This window comes from Alcaligenes sp. RM2 (assembly GCF_052931795.1).
The window spans coordinates 1,425,738-1,445,849 of the sequence record NZ_JBRFIO010000001.1 but is presented as its reverse complement, the minus strand read 5'-3'; the positions used below and the strand labels follow the sequence as shown (position 1 = coordinate 1,445,849).

Here is a 20,112-nt window from a genome sequence, read left to right as displayed (position 1 = left end):
GTTGTAGGTTTTTATTCTCGGAATTCTGCCTGCAGTAGCGTGAAAACGCAATAATTGCCCTTGGGCTCTTGCGTAGACTGTTTCCATTCATCTTTAGCGATCAGGATCAGGAAAACAGCATGCAGGACTGCAATTATCAACAAACCCGTTTGACCCATGTAGGACGGGACACCAGCGTGTCGGCTGGTTTTGTGAATGTGCCCGTTTGTCGCGGCTCCACGATCCTGGCCGACAATCTGGAACAATGGGCGCAGCGCAAGGAGCCCGATAATCCCTACGCCTCTTATGGCCGTTTCACCAATCCCACCTTGCAAGCCTTGACGCAGGCCGTGGCCGAGCTGGAAGGCGGTTTTCAGGCCAGTTTGTTTCCCTCTGGATTGGCGGCCTGTACTCATGCCTTGTTGGGCATGCTGGAAGTTGGAGATCATTTGCTGATACCGGATTCAGTCTATGGACCGGTACGCGCGTTTGCCCAGCAGGTGCTGGCTAGCCGCATGGGTATTCAGGTGCAGTTCTATGAGCCGTCTTTGGGTGACGGCATGGCCAGCCTGATTCGTCCCAATACCAAGGTGGTGTACGTAGAGTCGCCCGGTTCGGCCACTTTCGAGATTCAGGATATTCCTGCGATTGCTCGCTGCGCACAGGCGGTGGGGGCGTATGTGCTCTTGGACAATACCTGGGCTACTCCCTTGTTCTTCCAGCCCTTCGAGCATGGTGTGGATGTATCCATTCAGGCGGCCACCAAGTATCTGACCGGGCATTCCGATGCCTTGCTGGGAATTGCCACCGCGAATGAGCGTGCCTGGCCGTTGCTGCGCCGTGCTGCACATGATTTTGGTCAGACAGCCGGTCCTGACGATGCCTTTTTGGCGCTACGCGGCATGCGTACTTTAGGTGTGCGTTTGCGTCAGCACCAAGCCAGTGCCTTGCAGATTGCCCGTTTTCTGGAGAATCACCCGCAGGTTCAGCAGGTGTTGCATCCGGCATTGGAATCGCATCCCGGTCATGCCATCTGGAAGCGGGATTTCACCGGCTCTACCGGCTTGTTTGGCCTTGTGCTGGAACCCTTGAGCGAAGCGCAGTTATCCCGCTTTTTCAAGACCTTGTGCCTGTTTGGCATCGGTCTGTCCTGGGGGGGCTTCGAGAGTCTGGCTCTACCCATGGATATGCCCAAACGCAATGGGAAAGCCTTGCTCGGGGAAGGGCAGCTGTTGCGTTTGCATGTGGGGTTGGAAGAGCCCCAGCACTTGCAGCAAGACCTGGAACAGGCTTTGGACGCGGCTTATGCGCTCAACACGTCCAGAAGCACAAGTGGGCTGCGTTTAGTTGCCCAGCAGGCTTAACTGCTGGTTTTCCTGCCTGGCGATCAGGCGACGAGTCTGTTCTTCGCTGATGTCCAGGCTGGGATCATCCAAAGAAGGTTGAGCGGGGCTGGAGATGCTTTCTGCAATCCGGTTCCAGCGCAGTCCCAGTTTGCTGGGTTTGGCCGGGCGACGACGGCTGCGCGGGGCGGTTTCGTGCTGGTCAGGCGAGTACTGGGTCAGATCAAACTGGCCAGTGACGATCCCGACTTGCTTGAGCAGAACCATGGCCTGCAAGGGGCTTTTGAAACTGCGCGGATCTTTGCTGCGGGCGGTAACCAGCACGGCCTGACCGGCACGCGTGGCCACTTGTACAAAAAAATGATTGCCTTGTCCTTTGATGGACACACCTAAAATCCCCCCGGCTTGCGTGGCGGCACGCAGCTGCTGCAGGGTAAAGGTGACGATTGCGCCTTGACAGGGCAAAGAGGACATAAATTAGCGCTCAATAAAGAAAGCCCGCCGTTGCGGGCTGGTCGGGCAAATAGCTGCGTCCCCAAAAGAGGGGACTCAAGGGCGACATTATGCCAAAAAATAGGCGGTTCGTGGCTTGGACGGCACAAGACGGACGGAAGTCTTGTGCGGGCTGGCACTCAGGCGGCGGCCTGGGCGCACAGGCGCGGCAGAATGTGATTAGCCAGCAAGGGGGCTAGCGTCAGCGAACGGATTTCCTGCGGGCTGACCCAGCGTGCTTCTTCCAGCTCGGCGGCGGCCTGGATTTGCCGGTTCACCGTCAAAGTGAAAACGTGGGCATGAACCACGTGGCCAGGTTCATTGGCGGCGGGGCTTTCAAAGTATGCTTCGTAGCGGGCCGAGGCGGTTTCTTCCGCTGTCAGGCCCAGTTCTTCGTCCAGTTCGCGTTGCAGGGCTTGCAAGGGCGTTTCACCTGCTTCCAGCTTGCCGCCTGCCTGCATGTAATAGGCGCTGCCACGTTTGCGGACCAGGAGAATTTGGCCTTCAGAGTTGGTGATGTAGGCGGCAGCCAGCAAGATGACAGGATTGGACATAGGTGTTTCAAGCAAAAAGGGTCAAGCCAGAATCGGTTCAAGCAGGCTATTTTTGCACAGGCTCGGAAGGGGTGTCATCCAGGGTTTTGGCACGCAGCAAATAGCGGGTGGCGAAAATGCCTGGAATCAAGAGTCCGAGTCGATACCAGCCCAGGTGACTGGTCAGCCAGGCCGAGACGGCCAGCGACAGCCACAACATGATCAGCGCTCGGCGTTTGGCCTGGCGGGTCAAGCCCTGGCCGTTCTCCCAATTGCGTAGGTATGGGCCCAGATGGCGTTGATCCAGCAGCCATTGATGAAAGCGGGGGGAGCTACGGGAAAAGCACCACGCGGCCAATAATACAAATGGCGTGGTAGGCAGCAAGGGTAAAACAGCGCCGGCAATCGCCAGCGCCACACAAATCCACCCGGCAAACAACAGGGCGTAACGCATCATGTTTAGCGGGGAACGCGTCCCAGCATGTAGAACTCGTCATTGCAGCGCATGGACATGAAGTTGGCCATGCGGTTACTCAGGCCAAAAAAGGCACTGATGCCGGCAATATCCCAGGCGTCCTCGTCGCTGAAGCCGTGCTCGTGCAGGGCCTGGAAGTCGGCGTCTTCAATCTCCTGAGCGTTTTGCGAGACTTTCATGGCAAAGCTCAGCATGGCTTTTTGGCGCGCCGGAATATCGGCCTTGCGCCAGTTCACGGCAACCTGGTCTGCCACCAGGGGATTCTTGGCGCGGATGCGCAAGATGGCACCGTGGGCAATCACGCAGTAATGACACTGATTGGCGGCGGAGGTGGCCACCACAATCATTTCCCGGTCTGCATGGCTCAAACCACTGGGCTTTTCCATCAGCGCGTCGTGATAGGCGAAAAAGGCACGGAATTCGTCAGGACGGTGGGCCAGGGCCAGAAACACATTCGGAATAAAACCGGATTTTTCCTGGACGGCTTCAATTCGACTGCGAATATCCTCGGGCATTTCGGCCAGCGTGGGGACGGGATAGCGGCTGATAGCGGGTTGAGCGTGGGTCTCGGGCATGGCTTGTCTCCAGGTAAAAATGGATGTTCTAGTTCATCGAGTAATTAAATCCAGCTACGCAAAGGTGTCCAGGGTCGGTCAAGACGATATAATGACATATTGATCCTGCCGCGGGCAGGGCTCTACAAGAGAGCCTTACGGGCGGAACTGTACTTGCACACCACTACTGACGCGATAATGACAACCATCCTTGAATCTCTTCCAGTCGGCCAGAAGGTCGGCATTGCCTTTTCCGGTGGCCTGGACACCAGCGCTGCACTTTTGTGGATGCGCAACAAGGGCGCGATCCCTTACGCCTACACTGCGAACCTGGGCCAGCCTGACGAACCCGATTACGATGCGATTCCTCGCAAGGCCAAGGAATACGGTGCCACGCTGGCCCGTCTGGTGGACTGCCGTCAGCAACTGGTGGCTGAAGGGATTGCCGCCTTGCAGTGCAACGCCTTTCACATCACCACCGGTGGCGTAACCTACTTCAACACCACGCCTATTGGCCGTGCTGTTACCGGCACCATGCTGGTTGCCGCCATGAAAGAAGACGACGTCCATATCTGGGGCGACGGCAGCACCTACAAGGGCAACGACATCGAGCGTTTCTACCGCTACGGCTTGTTGACCAACCCTGAGCTGAAGATTTACAAGCCTTGGCTGGACCAGACCTTCATTGACGAGCTGGGCGGCCGCGCCGAGATGTCCGAGTACATGCAGGAAAACGGCTTCGACTACAAGATGTCGGCCGAAAAAGCCTACTCCACCGACTCCAACATGCTGGGTGCCACGCACGAAGCCAAGGATCTGGAGTACCTGAACGCCGGTATCAATATCGTCAAGCCCATCATGGGCGTGGCTTTCTGGCGTGACGATGTGGCCGTGGCTGCTGAAGAAGTGCGTGTGCGCTTTGAAGAAGGTCAGCCTGTCGCCCTGAACGGCGTGGAATTCTCCGACCCCGTGGAACTGATGCTGGAAGCCAACCGCATTGGTGGCCGTCATGGTCTGGGCATGAGCGATCAGATCGAAAACCGCATCATCGAAGCCAAGAGCCGTGGCATTTACGAAGCCCCTGGCATGGCCTTGCTGCACATCGCTTACGAGCGTCTGGTCACCGGCATCCACAACGAAGACACCATCGAACAGTACCGCATCAACGGTTTGCGTCTGGGCCGTCTGCTGTACCAAGGCCGCTGGTTTGACCCACAAGCCATCATGCTGCGTGAAACCGCCCAGCGCTGGGTGGCTCGCGCCGTAACTGGCGAAGTGACACTGGAACTGCGCCGCGGTAACGACTACTCCATTCTGGACACCGTCTCGCCTAACCTGACTTACAAGGCCGAGCGTCTGAGCATGGAAAAAGTGGACAGCATGTTCTCGCCACGCGACCGTATCGGTCAGCTGACCATGCGTAATCTGGACATCGTGGACACGCGCGACAAGCTGTTCACCTACACCCAGGCTGGCCTGTTGGCTCCTGCCGCTGGTTCGGCTGTGCCTCAGCTGAAAGACAGCAAGAAGTAAGACATGGCTTGCAGATCGGGGTGTCTCTGAGCAGCCCTCTTGATCTGAAGCAGCAGTATCAAAACACCCCAATATCGTTGAATCCGATATTGGGGTGTTTTTTTTAGGGGATGGGCCTAGCGTTCTTGAACGGCTTTGCTTAATGCTGTCAGTGTTTGCTACTGCCTTGAGCTAGCAAAGAGGGACCTATAGTCAACTTGGCTTGACGAGACCATCAAGGCCAAGCAGCAGTTGGTGTACGCCGTGCACCCAATCAGTCGATCAGTTTCCCGCTTGGCTCATGGAAGGCGAAGGGGCCGTCGAATTGGCCGACGGTGGCAGTATGGGTCACGATCTGGCCAAGGCTGTCCAGCGCATGAATAGCATAGCCGGGTGGCTCCAGTGTCCAGGCCGATGCTGCATTTTCAGCCAGATCCAGACAGACTTGATGCGCCACCGATGGGGCGGTGCTGGCAATGGTGCCGCCAAAACGGATCTGGATATTGCGATGCAAATGTCCGCTGATCACACGTTCGATATTGCTGTGTCGGCGCACAATCGCTTCCAGTTGTTCCGCTCCTTGCAGCAGGCCTATCTTGTCCATATGGCCGATCAAGGTGTTGAAAGGAGGGTGATGCAGGGCAATGATGGTGGGGCGCTCAGGCTGTTGGGCCAACTCGGTACGTAACCAGTCCAGTTGTTCCTGATCCAGACTGCCCGCGCTGGCTCCCAATACCGCACTGTCCAGGGCCAGCAGTCTAAGCTCTCCAATGTCCACGCTGTAGCAAACGGGCCCGGCCTTACCCAGATAGGTATGTTCGGGAAAGCTCTCGCGCAGTTGCTGGCGGTCATCATGGTTGCCCGGCAACAAATACACCGGGATGGAGCCCAGCGGTGCCAGCAAGCGGCGCAAGTGCGCATATTCCTGTGGTCGACCAAAGTCGGTCAGATCGCCCGTCAACACCAGGGCATCCGGTTTCTGGGGCAGGGCTAAAGCGTGGTCGATGGCGTCCTGCAGATAGGGGGCGGTATTCAGACGGCCATAAGCCAGCCGACCTTCTTCCCGAATATGCGGGTCCGTCATTTGAATCAGTAATGTTTTCAGCATCGTTATCCGCTTGCGTTAAGAGAGTGGCACGGTACCGGGCATCAGCTTGCCGGGGTTGATGTGAATTCCCACTGTACTGCCAAGGACGGCTCCGTGATCACGGTCTACCTCGGCAATCAGAGGGGCTTGTCCGTCCACGTCCAGGGTCAGTTGCACCCGTCCGCCCATAAAACTGCGTTGTCGCACTTTGGCACGTGCCCAGCCGCTGGGTGTATCCATGCAAACGCTGATGTCCTCCGGGCGAACCAGCAACTCCTGCGCCCCGCGCAAGGTCTCGGGGCAAGTCAGGCTCAGGTCTGCCAGACGGATTTCGTTATTGAGCAGGCTTTGTTCGCTGCGTTGCAGGACGTTGACCCGCCCGAGGAAGGTAGCGACAAAAGGGTGGGCCGGATGGCGGTACAGGCTTTCGCCATCGCCAATCTGAATGATGCGGCCTTCGTGCATGACGGCCAGACGGTCGGCAATGGCAAACGCTTCCTGCTGATCGTGGGTCACATGAATGGCCGTGATACGCAGGCGTCGCAGCAGCTCGGCCAGCTCGTCGCGCAAGGAGACTTTCAGCTTGGCATCCAGGGCGGCCAGCGGCTCGTCCAGCAGCAGAACGCGGGGCTGATTGGCAATGGCACGTGCGATGGCAACGCGTTGTCGTTGCCCACCCGACAAGGCGGAGGGCTGGCGTTTTTCCAGACCATTCAAGCGCATCAGATCGACCAGCTCACCCACCAGTTTTTGGCGTGCGGCCAGATCCATTCCCTTGATCTTCGGACCATAGCCGATATTGGCTTCCACCGTCATGTTCGGGAACAGGGCGTAATGTTGAAACACCATGCCGACCTCACGCTTTTCAATCGGCAGATGGGTGACGTCCTGGCCGTCGAACAGAATGCGGCTGCCGGCATCGGGCATTTCCAGGCCGGCGATCAGTCGCAGCAAGGTGGTCTTGCCGCAGCCCGAGGGCCCCAGCAAAGCCATGACTTCACCGGGGGCGATGTCCAGAGTGCTGGGATGCAATCCCCGTGTGCCATCAGCATAGGTTTTGGCGCAGTGTTCGATACGCACCGGTATGTGTTTATTTTCCATAGTGTTTCTCCAGCAAGCGCGCCAAGGTCTGCAGCCCCCACAGCACGGGCAAGATGACGAGCATGAAAATCAGCGTATAGGCCGAGCCCACCTCGATACGCATGGACGCATAGCTATCGGCTAGCCCCACGGGCAAGGTGCGGGTCAGTGGCGTATGCAGCATCCAGGTCAGGTTGAACTCGCCCAGCGACAAGGTGAAGACCATCAGGCTGCCAGCCACAATCGCAGGCAGGATGGCCGGCAGCAGGATGCCGAAAAAGATTTGCGTAAAGCTGGCTCCCAGCGAGCGGGCCGCTTCTTCCAGATCGATCAGGCTGCGTTTTTGCAGAGCTGCCGTGGTCGTGCGCACCATAAAGGGCAGGGTGAACACAATGTGGCCCACCAGAATGAACCAGAAGCTTTGACGAAAGCCTTGCAAGGAGCCATAGGCCAGCAGTAGAGCCAGGGCCGAGGCCATGCCGGGGACCGCCACTGGCAAGGTCAGCAGTTCTTCAAAGCTTCGGGCCAGACGGGAGCGGCTGCGTGCCAGGGCATAGGCACAGGGGACGCCCAGCACAATGACAGCCAGCACACAAAGCAGCGCCAGCTGCAGGGATAGCCAGACTGTGCTGCCGTAGTTGGCCCAGACGTGCTCCACCCATTTCAGGGTCAGGCCACTTTTCAGTCCAATACGATAATTGTTGACCAGCCCGGCCAGCACGGAAACCAGAATGGGGCCGAGCAGGAATAGCACGGTCAGTCCGGTGACAGCCAGAAGCAAGGGGGCAGGGCGATGGGGGTTTGAAGCCGTTTTCAGTTTCATGGTGCCCTCAAATAACGACCGAGGGATCGCGGACCAGACGCCGGGCCAGCCACAAGGTAAACCATGTCAGCAGCCCCAGGGAAATGGACAAGCTGGCCGCCAGGGTGAAATTCGCATAGTTGGTAAATTCGTTATAGATCGTGATGGGCAGCACTTCGTAGCGGCTGGACAGGGTGAACGCCGTACCGAAAGCGCCCATGGAGGTGGCAAAAACAATGGCACCACAAGACAGGGACGTGGGGGCCAGTTCCGGTATCCAGACATCTCTGGCGATGTCCCAGCGTGTGGCTCCACAGGAGCGCGCGGCTTCCTCCAGATTGCGGTCTATGGATTCGGCGGCTGCGGTGTAAGTAGCAATGGCGCGGGGCAGGGAAAAGTACAGATAGGCCAGAAACAAACCCAGCAGGCCGTAGGCAAAGGTCACTCGCCCCAGCCCCAGATCCTGGCCGATCTGGGCCAGCAGCCCCTGCCGACCGCCCAGCAAGATAATGAAAAAGCCCACGATGACGCCAGGGAAGGACAGGGGCAGCGTCATCAGGGAGAGCAGCAGGCGCTTGGCCGGCACGCGATAGCGAGCCATCACGATGCCGACCATGGCACCCAGCACCAAGGTGGCCAGGGTCACGATGGCGGACAGGAGCAGCGTTTGCAGCAAGGCCTGCAAGTACCGCCCCGATGTCAGCACGACCCAGTAGGTGTGCATGCCTTCTTGTGCGGGCAGGGCCAGAAGCTGTACCGCGGGCAAGAGCCAGAATGCGGCAAAGAAAGCGACGGCAGGGGCCGAGCATAAGGGCAGCAGGTATTTGCGTTGCATACGCTAACTCCACATGGACCGCTTAGCGGACCTCTGCCAGATAACGCTCGGCAAAGGGTTTCTGACCCTGTGCCATGCGCTCATAGTCAATGGCCTTGGCACGCGCGTATTCGCTGTCGGGCAGGAAGCGCGCCTGGGCTTCCTTGCTGACGGCGCTGCTGCGAACCGGGCGCAGGAAAGCATTGGCCCAGATGGACTGCCCTTGCTCGGACAGCACAAAATCCAGCACCTTACGTCCCTGTTCGGTGTGTGGAGCCTTGTTGACCAGGGACATCACATACGGCACCACAATCGTGCCTTCCTGGGGAATCACGAAAGCGACGTCCTCGCCATCCTTGTACTGAGCGCGGTAGGCGCTGAAGTCATAATCCAGCAAGATGGGGATTTCGCCGGAAATCAGGCGGGCATAGGCGGTTTGCTTGGGAACGATGGGATTGTTCTTTTGCAGGGCCTTGAACCAGTTGATGGCGGGATCAAAGTTGTCCATATTGCCGCCCAGGGCTTCGTTGATGGCAACGGCACCCACATAACCCACAAAGGCGGAAGAGGGGTCCAGATACCCGACCAGGCCTTTGTATTCGGGCTTGAGCAGGTCGTTCCAGGAGGCAGGCACAGGCACATTGCCCAAGGCCGACTTGTTTACCATGATGCCCATGGTGCCGGAGTGGATTGCAAACCAATGGCCTTGCGGGTCTTTCAAGCCTTCGGGAATCTGCTCCCAGCCCTGGGGTTTATAGGCCTGGGTCACGCCTTCTTTCTGGGCCTGAATGGCAAAGGTGATGCCCAGATAAGTCACATCGGCGACCGGGTTGGCGGACTCGGCAACCAGCTGGGCCAGGGACTGGCCGGAGTTCTTGTTATCGGGCGGGACGGTAATGCCGGTGTGCGCCTTGATGGCCTCGATCTGGCTCGCCCAGTCGGCCCATTCAGGTGGACAGTTGTAGCAAATGGCGGTTTGCGCGGCAGCCGCGCTTCCCACTGTCATCAGGGCCAGGGGCAGTGCCAGGCGGCAAGCCAATGTGCTCAGCATATGTTTCATGGTCGATCACTCCAGTCAATAAGTGGTGTCAGGCAAAAGCCGGGATTGGCTTGAACGCAGGGGGGCGGGAGCGGGTCCCGAAGAGGAAAGGGGCTTCATCCTGGATGCGCCCGTGGTGAACAAGGGGCAGGGGCGCAGGACTCGCCCGGGTTGAAGGTGTAGGGCAGCAGAACCGAGGCCTGCGCGGGAACCGTTTTTTGCTGGGCTACCGCTTCCAGCAGCAGGCCGATGCACTGGCGACCAATTTCTTCATTGGGCTGTGCGATGGTGGCCGGGCGTGGAAACAGTTCAGTGCCCAGGGCGATGCCGTCAAAGCCGATCACGCTGATATCGTTGGGAACCTGCAGGCCAATCTGCTGCGCCGTGCGCAGACAGCGAATGGCAATCAGATCGTTGGAGCCAATCATGGCTGTGGGGCGTTCTGGTTGGCGCAAGAGTCGGGCGACGCTGGCAAGATGCACGTGCTCAGAAGACGGTGCTTGCCTTTGCTCTCCTTGATCCATGAAAGGCACTTCCAGCAGTGGCATGGGCACCAGGCCAGCCTTGTCCATTCCTTTCAGATAGCCGCGGCTGCGTTGCTGGGCGCGATCAGAAACGTGCAGATGACCGCTTACCATGGCAATGCGGCGATGGCCTTGCCTTGCCAAGTGGCCGATCAATTCAATCATGGCCTGCTCGCCGTTGACGGTGACGCAAGGATGCTCGGGATGCAGGTTGTACGCCAGTACGTAGGGACAGCGTGTCTTGCTCAGCCGACCTAAAGCAGGAGAGTGAGCCGGGTTGGAGACCACCAGCACAATGCCTTCCACATTGCTGGCCAAGAGCAAAGCCACGGCCTGGGATTCACGTTCCAGGTGGTAGTCGGTAAAGAAGGGCAGGATGGCATAGCCGCCGCGGGCTGCGGTATCGGCGATGCCCTTCAGGCACTCGGCAAAGACGGGGTTGAGCAAGGTCGGCAAGACCACGCCGATGACTCGGCTGCGCTGGCTGCGCAGACTGCGTGCCGAGGCATTGGGCTCATAGGCCAGTGCGTCGATCGCGGCTTGCACGCGCAGGCGGGTTTTCTCACCCACCTTTTCCGGCTCATTGAGCACGCGCGATACCGTCGCAACCGATACCTGTGCTGCTCTGGCGACATCCAGTATTCCTATGTTGGCCATGACACCCAGCCGTCAAAATGAAAACGATTACATTTGAGCAAAGGCATATGTCAGGCAAATGACGGTCTTGGTTTTTTTGTGTGCTGCAGGAAGCACCTTGATGCCACTTATACGAGCCTGATCGCAAACAGATCCTGGTCTTGATACGGCCAGTTCTACAGTGAGTTCTCCTGAACAACAGGCCTGCGCGGTCAGGCTTTTATCTCATGAAACCCATTCTTGTTTTGCAGCACGAGGTCACGCAAGGGCCGGGGGTGCTGCTGGATCATCTGGAGAGCCACGGTCTTCCCTATCACTTGTGCATGTCGCCGCTGGATGGCCGGGCGCCCGTGTCGGCTCGTGATTACAGCGGGGTGGTGGTGCTGGGCAGTGATCGCAGTGTCAATGATCTTTTGCCCTGGATAGAGCAGGAGCATGCCTTGTTGCAGGATGCGGTTCAGCGTCATGTTCCGGTTCTGGGGCATTGCTTCGGGGCACAACTGCTGGCGCGTTCCCTGGGGGCCCGCGTGCAGCGCAATCCGTATCCGAACATAGGCTGGGGCCAGGTCTGGAGCAGTCCCTACGCCCGGCGTGTCATGGGCCTGCCCAGGCGTGCCATGCTGTTCAACTGGCATTACGACACCTTCCAGATTCCCTCGGGGGCCAGCCGGACTTTATACGGCCCTCATTGTCTGAATAAAGGTTTCTGCCTGGGCCCGCATTGGGCCTTTCAAGGCCACCTGGAAGTGACTGCCGACAGCATCCGTCAGTGGTGTGATCACGGCCGCTGCGAGTTGGAGCAGGTATACGGTCCGGCGGCCCAGGATGCAGAACATATCTTGTCGGGCCTGGATCAGCACCTGAGCACTTTGCACCTTATTGCCAGACAGACTTATCAACGCTGGACAGATCAGTTGCTGGAGCGTGCCGGTGTCGCCCTGGCCCAAATCCATATGCCGTCTTTATACGCGGGCCAGTAAACACTGCTCTGAATTTATGCCGCCACTCCTAGACTTTCTCTGTCTGCTGCAAGTCAGCATTGATCGGGGAGTTCGGGATGAGTGCGTCCTTTTTTACGGTTCTGGCAGGAGGGATTTCTCTGGGGCTGTTTATCTATTTGTTCTATGCCTTGCTCAGGGCCGAAAAATTCTAAGTTCAGGCCAGCAAGTGTTCATTGTGGGAACAGGTGTGCATATGAGTGATTTTCTATTTTTAGCGGTGCTGTTCGCGTTCTTTGCGATGGCGACCGGATTTGTTCTTGGTCTTGAGAAGCTGTAAGAGGAGCTGTCATGCTGGACGATCTGATGCAGTTTCTAGTCATTCTGGCCGTCTCTACGGTCTTGTTAGTGGTGGTGGGTAAATGGATTGCCCATTTTTTCAGTAGCCCCAATCACAGCCTGATCGAACGTGGCACGTATCGGCTGCTGGGCGTGAATCCTGAAGAGAAAATGTCCTGGAAGCGATATGGTCTGGCGCTCTTGTTGAGCAATGCCGCCATGTTGCTTCTGGGATATATTCTTTTGCGGGTGCAGGGCTGGATTCCCGGCGACAGCCTGCAGCGCGCCGCACAAACGCCTGACCTGGCCTTTAATACGGCTGTGTCTTTTACGACCAATACCAATTGGCAGGCGTACTCGGGTGAATCCAGTCTGTCCAATTTTTCCCAAATGGCGGCCATCACCTTTCTGATGATGATCAGTGCCACAACGGGTCTGGCAGCGGCAGGAGGTTTCATCCGTGGCTTAAGCCGTAAAAGCTCGGCGGATATTGGCAACTACTGGGTGGATTTCACCCGCTCCTTGTATCGCTTGCTCTTGCCGTGCAGCTTCCTGCTGGCCTTGCTGTATATCTGGCAGGGTATGCCACAGACACTGAGCTCGGATGTCGTGGTCAATACGCTGGAAGGGCTCAAGCAGCAGATAATTCTGGGGCCAGTAGCCAGCCTTGAAAGCATCAAGCATGTGGGGACTAATGGGGGCGGCTTCTTTGGTATGAACGCGGCTCATCCATTTGAAAACCCTACGCCGCTGACTAATACCGTGCATATGCTCAGCATGTTGCTGGTGCCTTCGGCCCTGACTTACGCCTTTGGCTCCATGCTGGCTCGTCGTCGCCAGGGTTGGGCTTTCTTTGCGGCCTTCCTGGTGATGTTCATCGGTTTTCTGTCCCTGATTTATAGCGCTGAACAGGCAGGCAATCCTTTGCTGACTTCCTTGGGTGTGGACCAGACCCAAAGCAGCACGATGGGCGGTGGCAATCTGGAAGGCAAGGAACTGCGCTTCGGTGTGGCGCAAAGCAGCTTGTTTGCCACCGTGACTACGGCTGCGACTACCGGCTCGGTCGATGCCATGCACTCTTCGCTGACTCCTTTGGGTGGCCTGGTGCCGATTGCCCAAATGATGCTGAACAACGTGTTTGGCGGGATAGGCGTGGGCTTTATCAGCCTGGTCAGCTACGCCATTCTGACGGTGTTTCTGGTGGGCATGATGATAGGGCGTAGCCCGGAGTTTCTGGGCAAGAAGATCGAGGCGCGGGAGATGAAGTACGTGATGCTGGCCATGCTGGCGCATGCCTTCAGCATTCTGGGCTTTACGGCCTTGGCCAGCGTGCTGCCATCCACCATGGACAGTCTGTCCAATATGGGGCCGCATGGTTTCAGCGAAGTGCTGTACGCCTATACCTCGGGTACGGCCAATAACGGCTCCGCCTTTGCAGGTTTCAACGCGAACACACCATTCTTCAATACAACGATAGGGCTGGCGATGTTGGTGGGGCGGTATCTGACCCTGCTCCCCCTGCTGGCTTTGGCCGGTGCGCTGGCTGCCAAGAAAGCAGTTCCTGCGGGTCCAGGCACCTTGTCGACGGCCACCCCCTTGTTCACCGGCCTGTTGATTTTCGTGGTCCTGGTGGTGGGCGGGCTGACTTTCCTGCCTGCACTGGCGCTGGGCCCGATTGTGGAGCACCTGTTGATGCTCGATGGCATTACTTTTTGAGGATTGACTGTCATGTCTACCCATCAATTTATGGTTTCGACACCGGCGGCACCGACGATGAAAAGCTTGTTGCGTCCCGTGCTGCTGTCTGCCGTGTTTTTTATGCTGTTGACGGGCATTGCCTACCCGTTGGCCACGACCTTTATTGGCACCGCCTTGTTCCCGGAGCAGGCAAAGGGCAGCCTGATTCAGCGGGACGGGCAACTCGTGGGTTCGCGCCAGATTGGTCAGTACTTCAGTCAGCCCGAGTATTTCCATGGGCGTCCCAGCGCGACGCTGGGAGCCGATCCGGCTGACTCCTCCAAGAGCATTGCGCAGCCCTATAACGCGGCGGCCAGTGGGGCCAGCAATCAGGGGGTGCTAAGCAAAAGTCTGCTGGAGGCTGTGGCAGAACGCAGCAAGGCATATCGCCTGATGAACGGTTTGGCAGAGGATGCTCCTGTGCCTGTAGATGCTGTCACAGCGTCGGCATCGGGTTTGGACCCGCATATTTCGGTGGCCAACGCCCGTTTGCAGGCCGTCCGTATCGCCAAAGTGCGCGGTATGCCGCTGGCTCAGGTCCAGGTCCTGATTGATCGCTATACCAGTGCTCGTCAATTAGGTGTGCTGGGCGAGCCACGCGTGCAGGTCTTGGAGCTTAATCTGGCGCTGGACATGGCCAAGCGTGCCCAGCCCGCAGTGCGTTAGGAGCAGGTGTCATTATGTCTATTACTGATCTGAAAGCCCCGCAAGAGGCCGAGCGTTCGACGGCATTTCAGGCCGTACCCTGGGGCACGGTGTGCAAGGAAGCCTTCAAGAAATTGTCGCCTCGGGTGCAGTTCAAGAACCCGGTGATGTGTGTGGTGTATCTGGGCAGTATCGTCACCAGCTTGCTGGGCATTCAGGCCTTGATGGGGCAGGGTGAGGCCCCCGCTGGATTTATCTGGTCTATTGCAGCCTGGTTGTGGTTTACAGTCCTGTTTGCCAATGCGGCCGAAGCCGTGGCAGAAGGCCGTGGTAAAGCTCAGGCTGATGCGCTGCGTTCTACGCGCAAGCGGGTCATGGCCAAGGTTCTGAAAGACCCCGCCCGTGATAGCCGCGCCTGGCCTGTCCCCAGCGACGAGCTGTTGCCCGGTGCCTATGTGCTGGTTGAGGCGGGCCAGATTATTCCGGCTGATGGCGAAGTTCTGCAGGGGGCAGCGTCGGTAGACGAGTCCGCCATAACGGGTGAATCGGCGCCGGTTATCCGGGAATCGGGGGGCGACTTTTGTTCCGTTACGGGGGGAACCCGTGTTCTGTCCGACTGGATCGTGATGCGGGTCACCGCCAAACCGGGTGAGGCTTTTCTGGATCGCATGATTGCGATGGTGGAGGGCGCCAAGCGCGGCAAGACGCCGAACGAGATTGCCTTGAATATCTTGCTGGTTGCCCTGACGCTGATCTTTCTGCTGGTCTGCGTGACCTTGCTGCCTTTCTCCAGCTTTGCAACGGTGCTGACCGGCCAAGGTTCGCCCGTTACGATTACCGCCTTGATTGCTCTGTTGGTGTGTCTGATTCCGACTACCATCGGTGCCTTGCTGTCGGCGGTAGGTGTCGCCGGGATGAGCCGGATGATGAAAGCCAATGTGCTGGCCAGCTCGGGCCGCGCTATCGAGGCGGCGGGAGACGTGGATGTTCTGCTGCTGGACAAGACAGGCACCATTACGCTGGGTAATCGGGAGGCCTCGGCCTTTTTGCCTGCGCCGCAGGTATCGGAACAGGCCTTGGCAGACGCGGCTCAATTGGCATCGTTGGCGGACGAGACCCCCGAAGGACGCTCCATTGTGGTGCTGGCCAAGCAGCTTTTCAATTTGCGTGGTCGTGAATTGCAAGGTGCGCAGACCATTGCCTTTAGCGCCCATACACGCATGAGCGGCATTGATATCGAGGGTCGTCAGATTCGTAAAGGGGCGGCAAATACCATGCGCTCCCATATCGAGTCCCAGGGCGGCGTGTTTCCTCGCGAACTGGACACTTTGGTCAATGAGGTCGCCCGCCGGGGCAGCACACCGCTGGTTGTCACTGAAGGTAATAAGGTGCTGGGTGTGGTGGAGCTCAAGGATATCGTCAAAGGCGGTATCAAGGAGCGCTTTGCCGAGTTGCGCGCCATGGGCATCAAGACTGTCATGATTACCGGGGACAACAAGCTGACCGCCGCTGCCATTGCGGCCGAAGCCGGGGTGGATGATTATCTGGCCGAAGCCACGCCCGAGGACAAGCTGCAATTGATTCGGCGCTATCAGGATGAAGGTCGCCTGGTTGCCATGACTGGCGACGGCACGAATGATGCGCCTGCTCTGGCGCAGGCCGATGTGGCCGTGGCCATGAACAGCGGCACCCAGGCGGCTAAAGAGGCCGGCAATATGGTGGATCTGGACAGTAACCCCACCAAGCTCCTGCGTGTGGTGGAAGTGGGCAAGCAGATGATCATGACGCGCGGTGCCCTGACCACCTTCAGCATTGCCAATGATCTGGCCAAGTACTTTGCGATTATTCCTGCGGCTTTTGTGGTCACGTATCCTGCTTTGGGTGCCTTGAATGTGATGCAACTGCATAGTCCGGCTAGCGCCATCCTGTCGGCTGTCATTTTCAATGCGTTGATCATCATCGCCCTGATTCCTTTGGCCTTGCGGGGTGTGAAGTATCGGGCCGAACCGGCCAGCCGTTTGCTGAAACGCAACTTGCTGATTTACGGCTTGGGAGGGCTGATCGCACCTTTCATAGGCATCAAGCTGATTGATTTGCTGCTGACGCCGTTTTTTGGATAAGAGCGTAAGATCAATAGCAATTTTCTGGATGGAGTGTGCAGATTCATGTCACTTGAGGATAGGCCGGACCCGGATGAGCTGCTGCAGGTGATTGGCGAGGATCCGCACCAGCCTCGTCGTGGGCAGCTCAAGATTTTCTTCGGCGCTTGTGCGGGCGTAGGGAAAACCTACGCCATGCTCAAGGAGGCGCATCAACGCCAGTCCGAGGGCGTGTCCGTGGCTATCGGGATTGTGGAAACCCATGGCCGCCAGGAAACCCAGGCTCTGATTGACGGTTTGCCCGTGCTGCCCCGCAAGGAGTATCAACGTCAGGGGCGGGTGGTGACGGAGTTTGATCTGGATGCCGCCTTGGCCTCGGGTTATCAGCTGCTGCTGGTGGACGAGCTGGCGCACTCCAATATTGAAGGCAGTCGACACGCCAAGCGCTGGCAGGATGTGGAGGAATTGCTGGATGCGGGCATTGATGTGTATACCGCGCTCAATGTGCAGCATCTGGACAGCCTGAATGAGGTGGTGGGCGGCATTGTCGGGGTACGGGTTCGGGAGACGGTGCCAGACCGGATTTTTGATCGGGCGGCCGATGTCTTGCTGGTGGATCTGCCGCCGGATGATCTCTTGTCTCGTCTGAGTGCGGGCAAAGTGTATCTGGCCGACTCGGTGGCCCACGCGCGTCAGAACTTCTTTCGTCGCGGCAATCTGATTGCTCTGCGTGAGTTGGCTTTGCGCCGGGTGGCGGATCGGGTCAATGCGGACGTGCATGTGTATCGGATCTCCCATGCGATACGGACAGTTTGGCCGACACGTGAGTTACTGATGGTATGCGTCAGTGCCGATAGCGCCCAGGAAGCTCTGATTCGGGAGGGGGCGCGCTTGGCCCAGCAATTGCAGACGCCCTGGATTGTGCTGCATGTGGATACGCCGCAGGAAAGCGGGCAGATCAAGGCGCAGGAAGCACTGGTGCGCTTGGCGGCCAGTGCTCAGCATGCCGGAGCCGAGTTTGCCAATATTGCCGGGCAGGATGTGGCGCATACGATTTTGGCCTATGCCCGTCAACGCAATGCGACCAAGCTGATTTTGGGAAACTCGTCAGCGCGATCTATCTGGCCCTGGCGCACTCGTCTGTCCGAGCGCTTGGCGCGCAGCAACCCTGAAATTGGTTTGCTGCTGCTGCGTATGGATACGGTACAGCGGCCCATACGGCCCCTGGAGCTGGAACAACCCATGGCACAAGGCAAGGCCTTGTCGATTGCGTCCATTATTTGTGTTGTGACCACCTTGCTGGCCGAGAAGCTCTTGCCCTTTTTCGAGCTCTCCAACGTGATCATGCTGTTCCTGATCACTGTGGTCTTTATTGCCCTGCGTTTGGGACGACTGGCGGGAGTATGGGCTTCTTTGCTGTCAGTGGCGTTTTTCGACTTCTTTTTTGTCGAGCCGCGCTATTCCTTCTCGGTAACGGATACCCAATATGTCTTTACCTTCGGCGTCATGCTGGGAGTGGCGCTGATTATTGGCCAACTGGCTGCCAAGCTGCAGGCCGAAGCCAGGGCTGCCCGTGATGGTGAACGCCGTGCTGCGGCATTGACTCGTGTCAGCCGGGACTTGGCCGGAGCCTTGGCCCTGGAACAAGTCCTGGCGGTCTGCCGCGATACGCTGGAACCTTTGTTCGAGATGCAGGTGGTACTGGTGGTGCCGGATCAGCAAAACCAGTTGGTAGCGACTCGTCATACAGGCTTTGTAGAGCTATCGGTGGCGCAGTGGGTGTTTGATCATATGGAAGCCGCCGGTAATGGCACTGAAACCCTGAGCGGTGCCAGTGCCCTGTATCTGCCCTTGAAAGGCCCCATGGCCCCGCGTGGGGTCTTGGTGGTGCAGTCCGGCGGAGCCGCTTCCTTGAGGACACCGGATGGACGGCGCTTGCTGGATGCTTGTTGCTTTACCTTGGCCCAGGCTCTGGAGCGAATTCATTATGTGGAAATCGCCCAGGATACGGTGCTGCGCATGGAGGGGGAGAAAATGCGCAATACCTTGCTATCCGCTGTCTCGCACGATTTACGCACGCCCTTGACTGTGATTCGAGGCCTGGCAGAAACGCTGGAGCAGCCCAAAGGCTTGAGTGAAACCGAGCGCACGGATATTGCCCGATCGATCCGCATTGAATCGGACGAATTGCGCCGCCAAGTATCCAACCTGCTGGATCTGGCGCGTATGCAAAGCGAAGGGGTGAAGTTGCATAAGGAATGGCATGCCCTGGGCGAGATTGTGGGGATTGCCGTTGCCCGTTGCTCAGCGGCTTTGCAGCCTCGCAAGGTGGTGACCGAGTTTGCGGCCGACCTGCCTTTGATCGAGGTGGATGGTGTTTTGCTGGAGCGAGTGGTGACGAATCTGCTGGATAATGCCGCCAAATATACGCCCGTCACCAGTACGATTTCCCTGCGCGGCCTGTGTTCGGGTCAGTCCATGTATTTAATGATCAGTGATGACGGGCCAGGCTTGCCGCCCGGTGATCCCGAGCGCTTGTTCGATACGTTTACCCGGGGGCAGAAAGAGTCCTCTGTGGCAGGTGTGGGCTTGGGGCTGGGCCTGTGTCGCACGATTATTGCCGCACATGGTGGTACGATCAGCGCCAAGCCGCGTATGCCCCATGGCGTGATCTTCGAGATTCGCCTGCCCTGGAAAGCGGCTCCCCGTATGGATGATGACGAGCTACTGACATGAACAAAGCCCAGATACTGATCGTGGAGGACGAATCCAATATTCGTCGTTTCGTGCGAATTGCCTTGGAGCAGGAAGGCATGTCCGTGATTGAGGCCAGCACGCTGGCGCAGGCGCGCATGGATGCGGCAACCCGTCGCCCTGATTTGATGATTGTGGATTTGGGTCTGCCCGATGGGGATGGCAAGGACTTGATTCGTGATCTGCGCAGCTGGGTGTATTCGCCCATTCTGGTGCTGTCGGCGCGTGAGCGAGAGGAAGAAAAAGTAGCAGCCTTGAATGCAGGGGCGGACGATTATCTGGTCAAGCCCTTTGGCGTACCGGAGCTGCTGGCCCGGATCCGGGCCTTGTTACGGCGCTCTCAGCTGGTTCCGAATGTTCAGACGGCTTCTTCGCGGGTTCGCTTTGGGAACGTGCAGGTGGATCTGGCCTCCCATGAGGTCACGCGGGACGGGGAGGCAGTGCATTTGACACCGATCGAGTTTCGCTTGCTGACGGCCTTGATCCGGGGACATGGCAAGGTGCTGACGCACCAACATTTGCTGCATGAAACTTGGGGAGCGGCGTATTCCGATCGGCCTCATTACCTGCGGGTGTACATGATGCAGCTGCGCCAAAAGCTGGAAGAGGATGCGGCACAACCCAAGTATTTACTGACTGAGTTGCAGGTTGGCTATCGCTTGGCGGGTTTGGAAATCCAGGAGTAAAGCGAATCTGGTGTTGATGTTGGCGGTGTTGCTTGAGATCGCTT

General features: G+C 58.0%; 19 protein-coding genes. 9 read left to right on the top strand and 10 right to left on the bottom strand.

All coding sequences use genetic code 11. The features are described 5' to 3' along the window. Positions 1-119: 119 nt before the first annotated feature. A complete protein-coding gene (gene metC, locus ACU6HM_RS06750; protein ID WP_446763548.1) occupies positions 120-1,343 on the top strand; it encodes a cystathionine beta-lyase in 1,224 nt (407 codons plus the stop codon). On the opposite strand, the gene ACU6HM_RS06745 is transcribed toward metC, so the two are convergent. The 4 genes from ACU6HM_RS06745 to ACU6HM_RS06730 all read right to left on the bottom strand — a co-directional run bounded on the left by ACU6HM_RS06745 (position 1,323) and on the right by ACU6HM_RS06730 (position 3,397). Beyond that, complete coding sequence (locus ACU6HM_RS06745; RefSeq protein ID WP_009455589.1) at positions 1,323-1,796, bottom strand: hypothetical protein; 474 nt, start codon at positions 1,794-1,796, stop codon at positions 1,323-1,325. The two genes, metC and ACU6HM_RS06745, sit on opposite strands and share 21 nt — an antisense overlap. A 158-nt stretch (positions 1,797-1,954) precedes the next feature. Then, on the bottom strand, positions 1,955-2,368 hold the full coding sequence (locus ACU6HM_RS06740) for an NUDIX hydrolase (protein ID WP_446763547.1): 414 nt from the start codon (positions 2,366-2,368) through the stop codon (positions 1,955-1,957). 46 nt (positions 2,369-2,414) lie between these two features. Further along, entirely contained in the window at positions 2,415-2,804 is a 390-nt protein-coding gene (locus tag ACU6HM_RS06735; RefSeq protein WP_009455593.1) for a YbaN family protein, read from the bottom strand. 2 nt (positions 2,805-2,806) lie between these two features. Then, entirely contained in the window at positions 2,807-3,397 is a 591-nt protein-coding gene (locus ACU6HM_RS06730) for a peroxidase-related enzyme (RefSeq protein WP_009455594.1), read from the bottom strand. 177 nt (positions 3,398-3,574) lie between these two features. On the opposite strand from ACU6HM_RS06730, the gene argG reads away from it, so the two are divergent. Then, on the top strand, positions 3,575-4,909 hold the full coding sequence (gene argG / locus ACU6HM_RS06725) for an argininosuccinate synthase (RefSeq protein WP_035268236.1): 1,335 nt from the start codon (positions 3,575-3,577) through the stop codon (positions 4,907-4,909). 253 nt (positions 4,910-5,162) lie between these two features. Here argG and ACU6HM_RS06720 read toward each other — a convergent pair whose 3' ends face one another. The 6 genes from ACU6HM_RS06720 to ACU6HM_RS06695 form a co-directional block, all read right to left on the bottom strand. After that, a complete protein-coding gene (locus ACU6HM_RS06720) occupies positions 5,163-5,996 on the bottom strand; it encodes a phosphodiesterase (RefSeq protein ID WP_446763546.1) in 834 nt (277 codons plus the stop codon). Between the two features lie 15 nt (positions 5,997-6,011). Continuing rightward, entirely contained in the window at positions 6,012-7,076 is a 1,065-nt protein-coding gene (locus ACU6HM_RS06715; RefSeq protein ID WP_446763545.1) for an ABC transporter ATP-binding protein, read from the bottom strand. Beyond that, positions 7,066-7,878, bottom strand: a complete 813-nt coding sequence (locus ACU6HM_RS06710; RefSeq protein WP_009455599.1) for an ABC transporter permease — start codon at positions 7,876-7,878, stop codon at positions 7,066-7,068. Before ACU6HM_RS06710 ends, ACU6HM_RS06715 begins: the two co-directional genes overlap by 11 nt. Before the next feature lie 7 nt (positions 7,879-7,885). Next, complete coding sequence (locus tag ACU6HM_RS06705) at positions 7,886-8,692, bottom strand: ABC transporter permease (protein ID WP_026482917.1); 807 nt, start codon at positions 8,690-8,692, stop codon at positions 7,886-7,888. Between the two features lie 22 nt (positions 8,693-8,714). Further along, complete coding sequence (locus ACU6HM_RS06700; RefSeq protein WP_435370319.1) at positions 8,715-9,722, bottom strand: ABC transporter substrate-binding protein; 1,008 nt, start codon at positions 9,720-9,722, stop codon at positions 8,715-8,717. Positions 9,723-9,826: 104 nt separating this feature from the next. Beyond that, positions 9,827-10,891, bottom strand: a complete 1,065-nt coding sequence (locus ACU6HM_RS06695; protein ID WP_446763544.1) for a LacI family DNA-binding transcriptional regulator — start codon at positions 10,889-10,891, stop codon at positions 9,827-9,829. 206 nt (positions 10,892-11,097) lie between these two features. On the opposite strand from ACU6HM_RS06695, the gene ACU6HM_RS06690 reads away from it, so the two are divergent. The 7 genes from ACU6HM_RS06690 to ACU6HM_RS06660 all read left to right on the top strand — a co-directional run bounded on the left by ACU6HM_RS06690 (position 11,098) and on the right by ACU6HM_RS06660 (position 20,068). Further along, positions 11,098-11,850 (top strand): type 1 glutamine amidotransferase, encoded by a 753-nt coding sequence (locus ACU6HM_RS06690; protein WP_009455602.1) that lies wholly within the window; start codon positions 11,098-11,100, stop codon positions 11,848-11,850. A 77-nt stretch (positions 11,851-11,927) separates the two neighbouring features. Next, entirely contained in the window at positions 11,928-12,023 is a 96-nt protein-coding gene (kdpF, locus tag ACU6HM_RS06685) for a K(+)-transporting ATPase subunit F (protein ID WP_446763543.1), read from the top strand. Positions 12,024-12,159: 136 nt separating this feature from the next. Then, positions 12,160-13,863, top strand: coding sequence for a potassium-transporting ATPase subunit KdpA (kdpA, locus tag ACU6HM_RS06680; protein WP_009455606.1), 1,704 nt, complete (start codon positions 12,160-12,162; stop codon positions 13,861-13,863). A 12-nt stretch (positions 13,864-13,875) separates the two neighbouring features. Next, a complete protein-coding gene (gene kdpC / locus ACU6HM_RS06675; RefSeq protein WP_009455608.1) occupies positions 13,876-14,550 on the top strand; it encodes a potassium-transporting ATPase subunit KdpC in 675 nt (224 codons plus the stop codon). Between the two features lie 14 nt (positions 14,551-14,564). Further along, positions 14,565-16,649 carry a potassium-transporting ATPase subunit KdpB gene (gene kdpB, locus ACU6HM_RS06670; protein WP_446763542.1) on the top strand — a complete coding sequence of 695 codons (2,085 nt, stop codon included), beginning with the start codon at positions 14,565-14,567 and terminating at the stop codon, positions 16,647-16,649. A 45-nt stretch (positions 16,650-16,694) separates the two neighbouring features. Next, entirely contained in the window at positions 16,695-19,364 is a 2,670-nt protein-coding gene (locus tag ACU6HM_RS06665; protein WP_446763541.1) for a DUF4118 domain-containing protein, read from the top strand. Beyond that, positions 19,361-20,068: a response regulator gene (locus tag ACU6HM_RS06660; RefSeq protein WP_009455639.1), complete on the top strand. Its 708-nt coding sequence runs from the start codon at positions 19,361-19,363 to the stop codon at positions 20,066-20,068. The genes ACU6HM_RS06665 and ACU6HM_RS06660 overlap by 4 nt, the downstream gene beginning before the upstream one ends. Positions 20,069-20,112 lie beyond the last annotated feature (44 nt).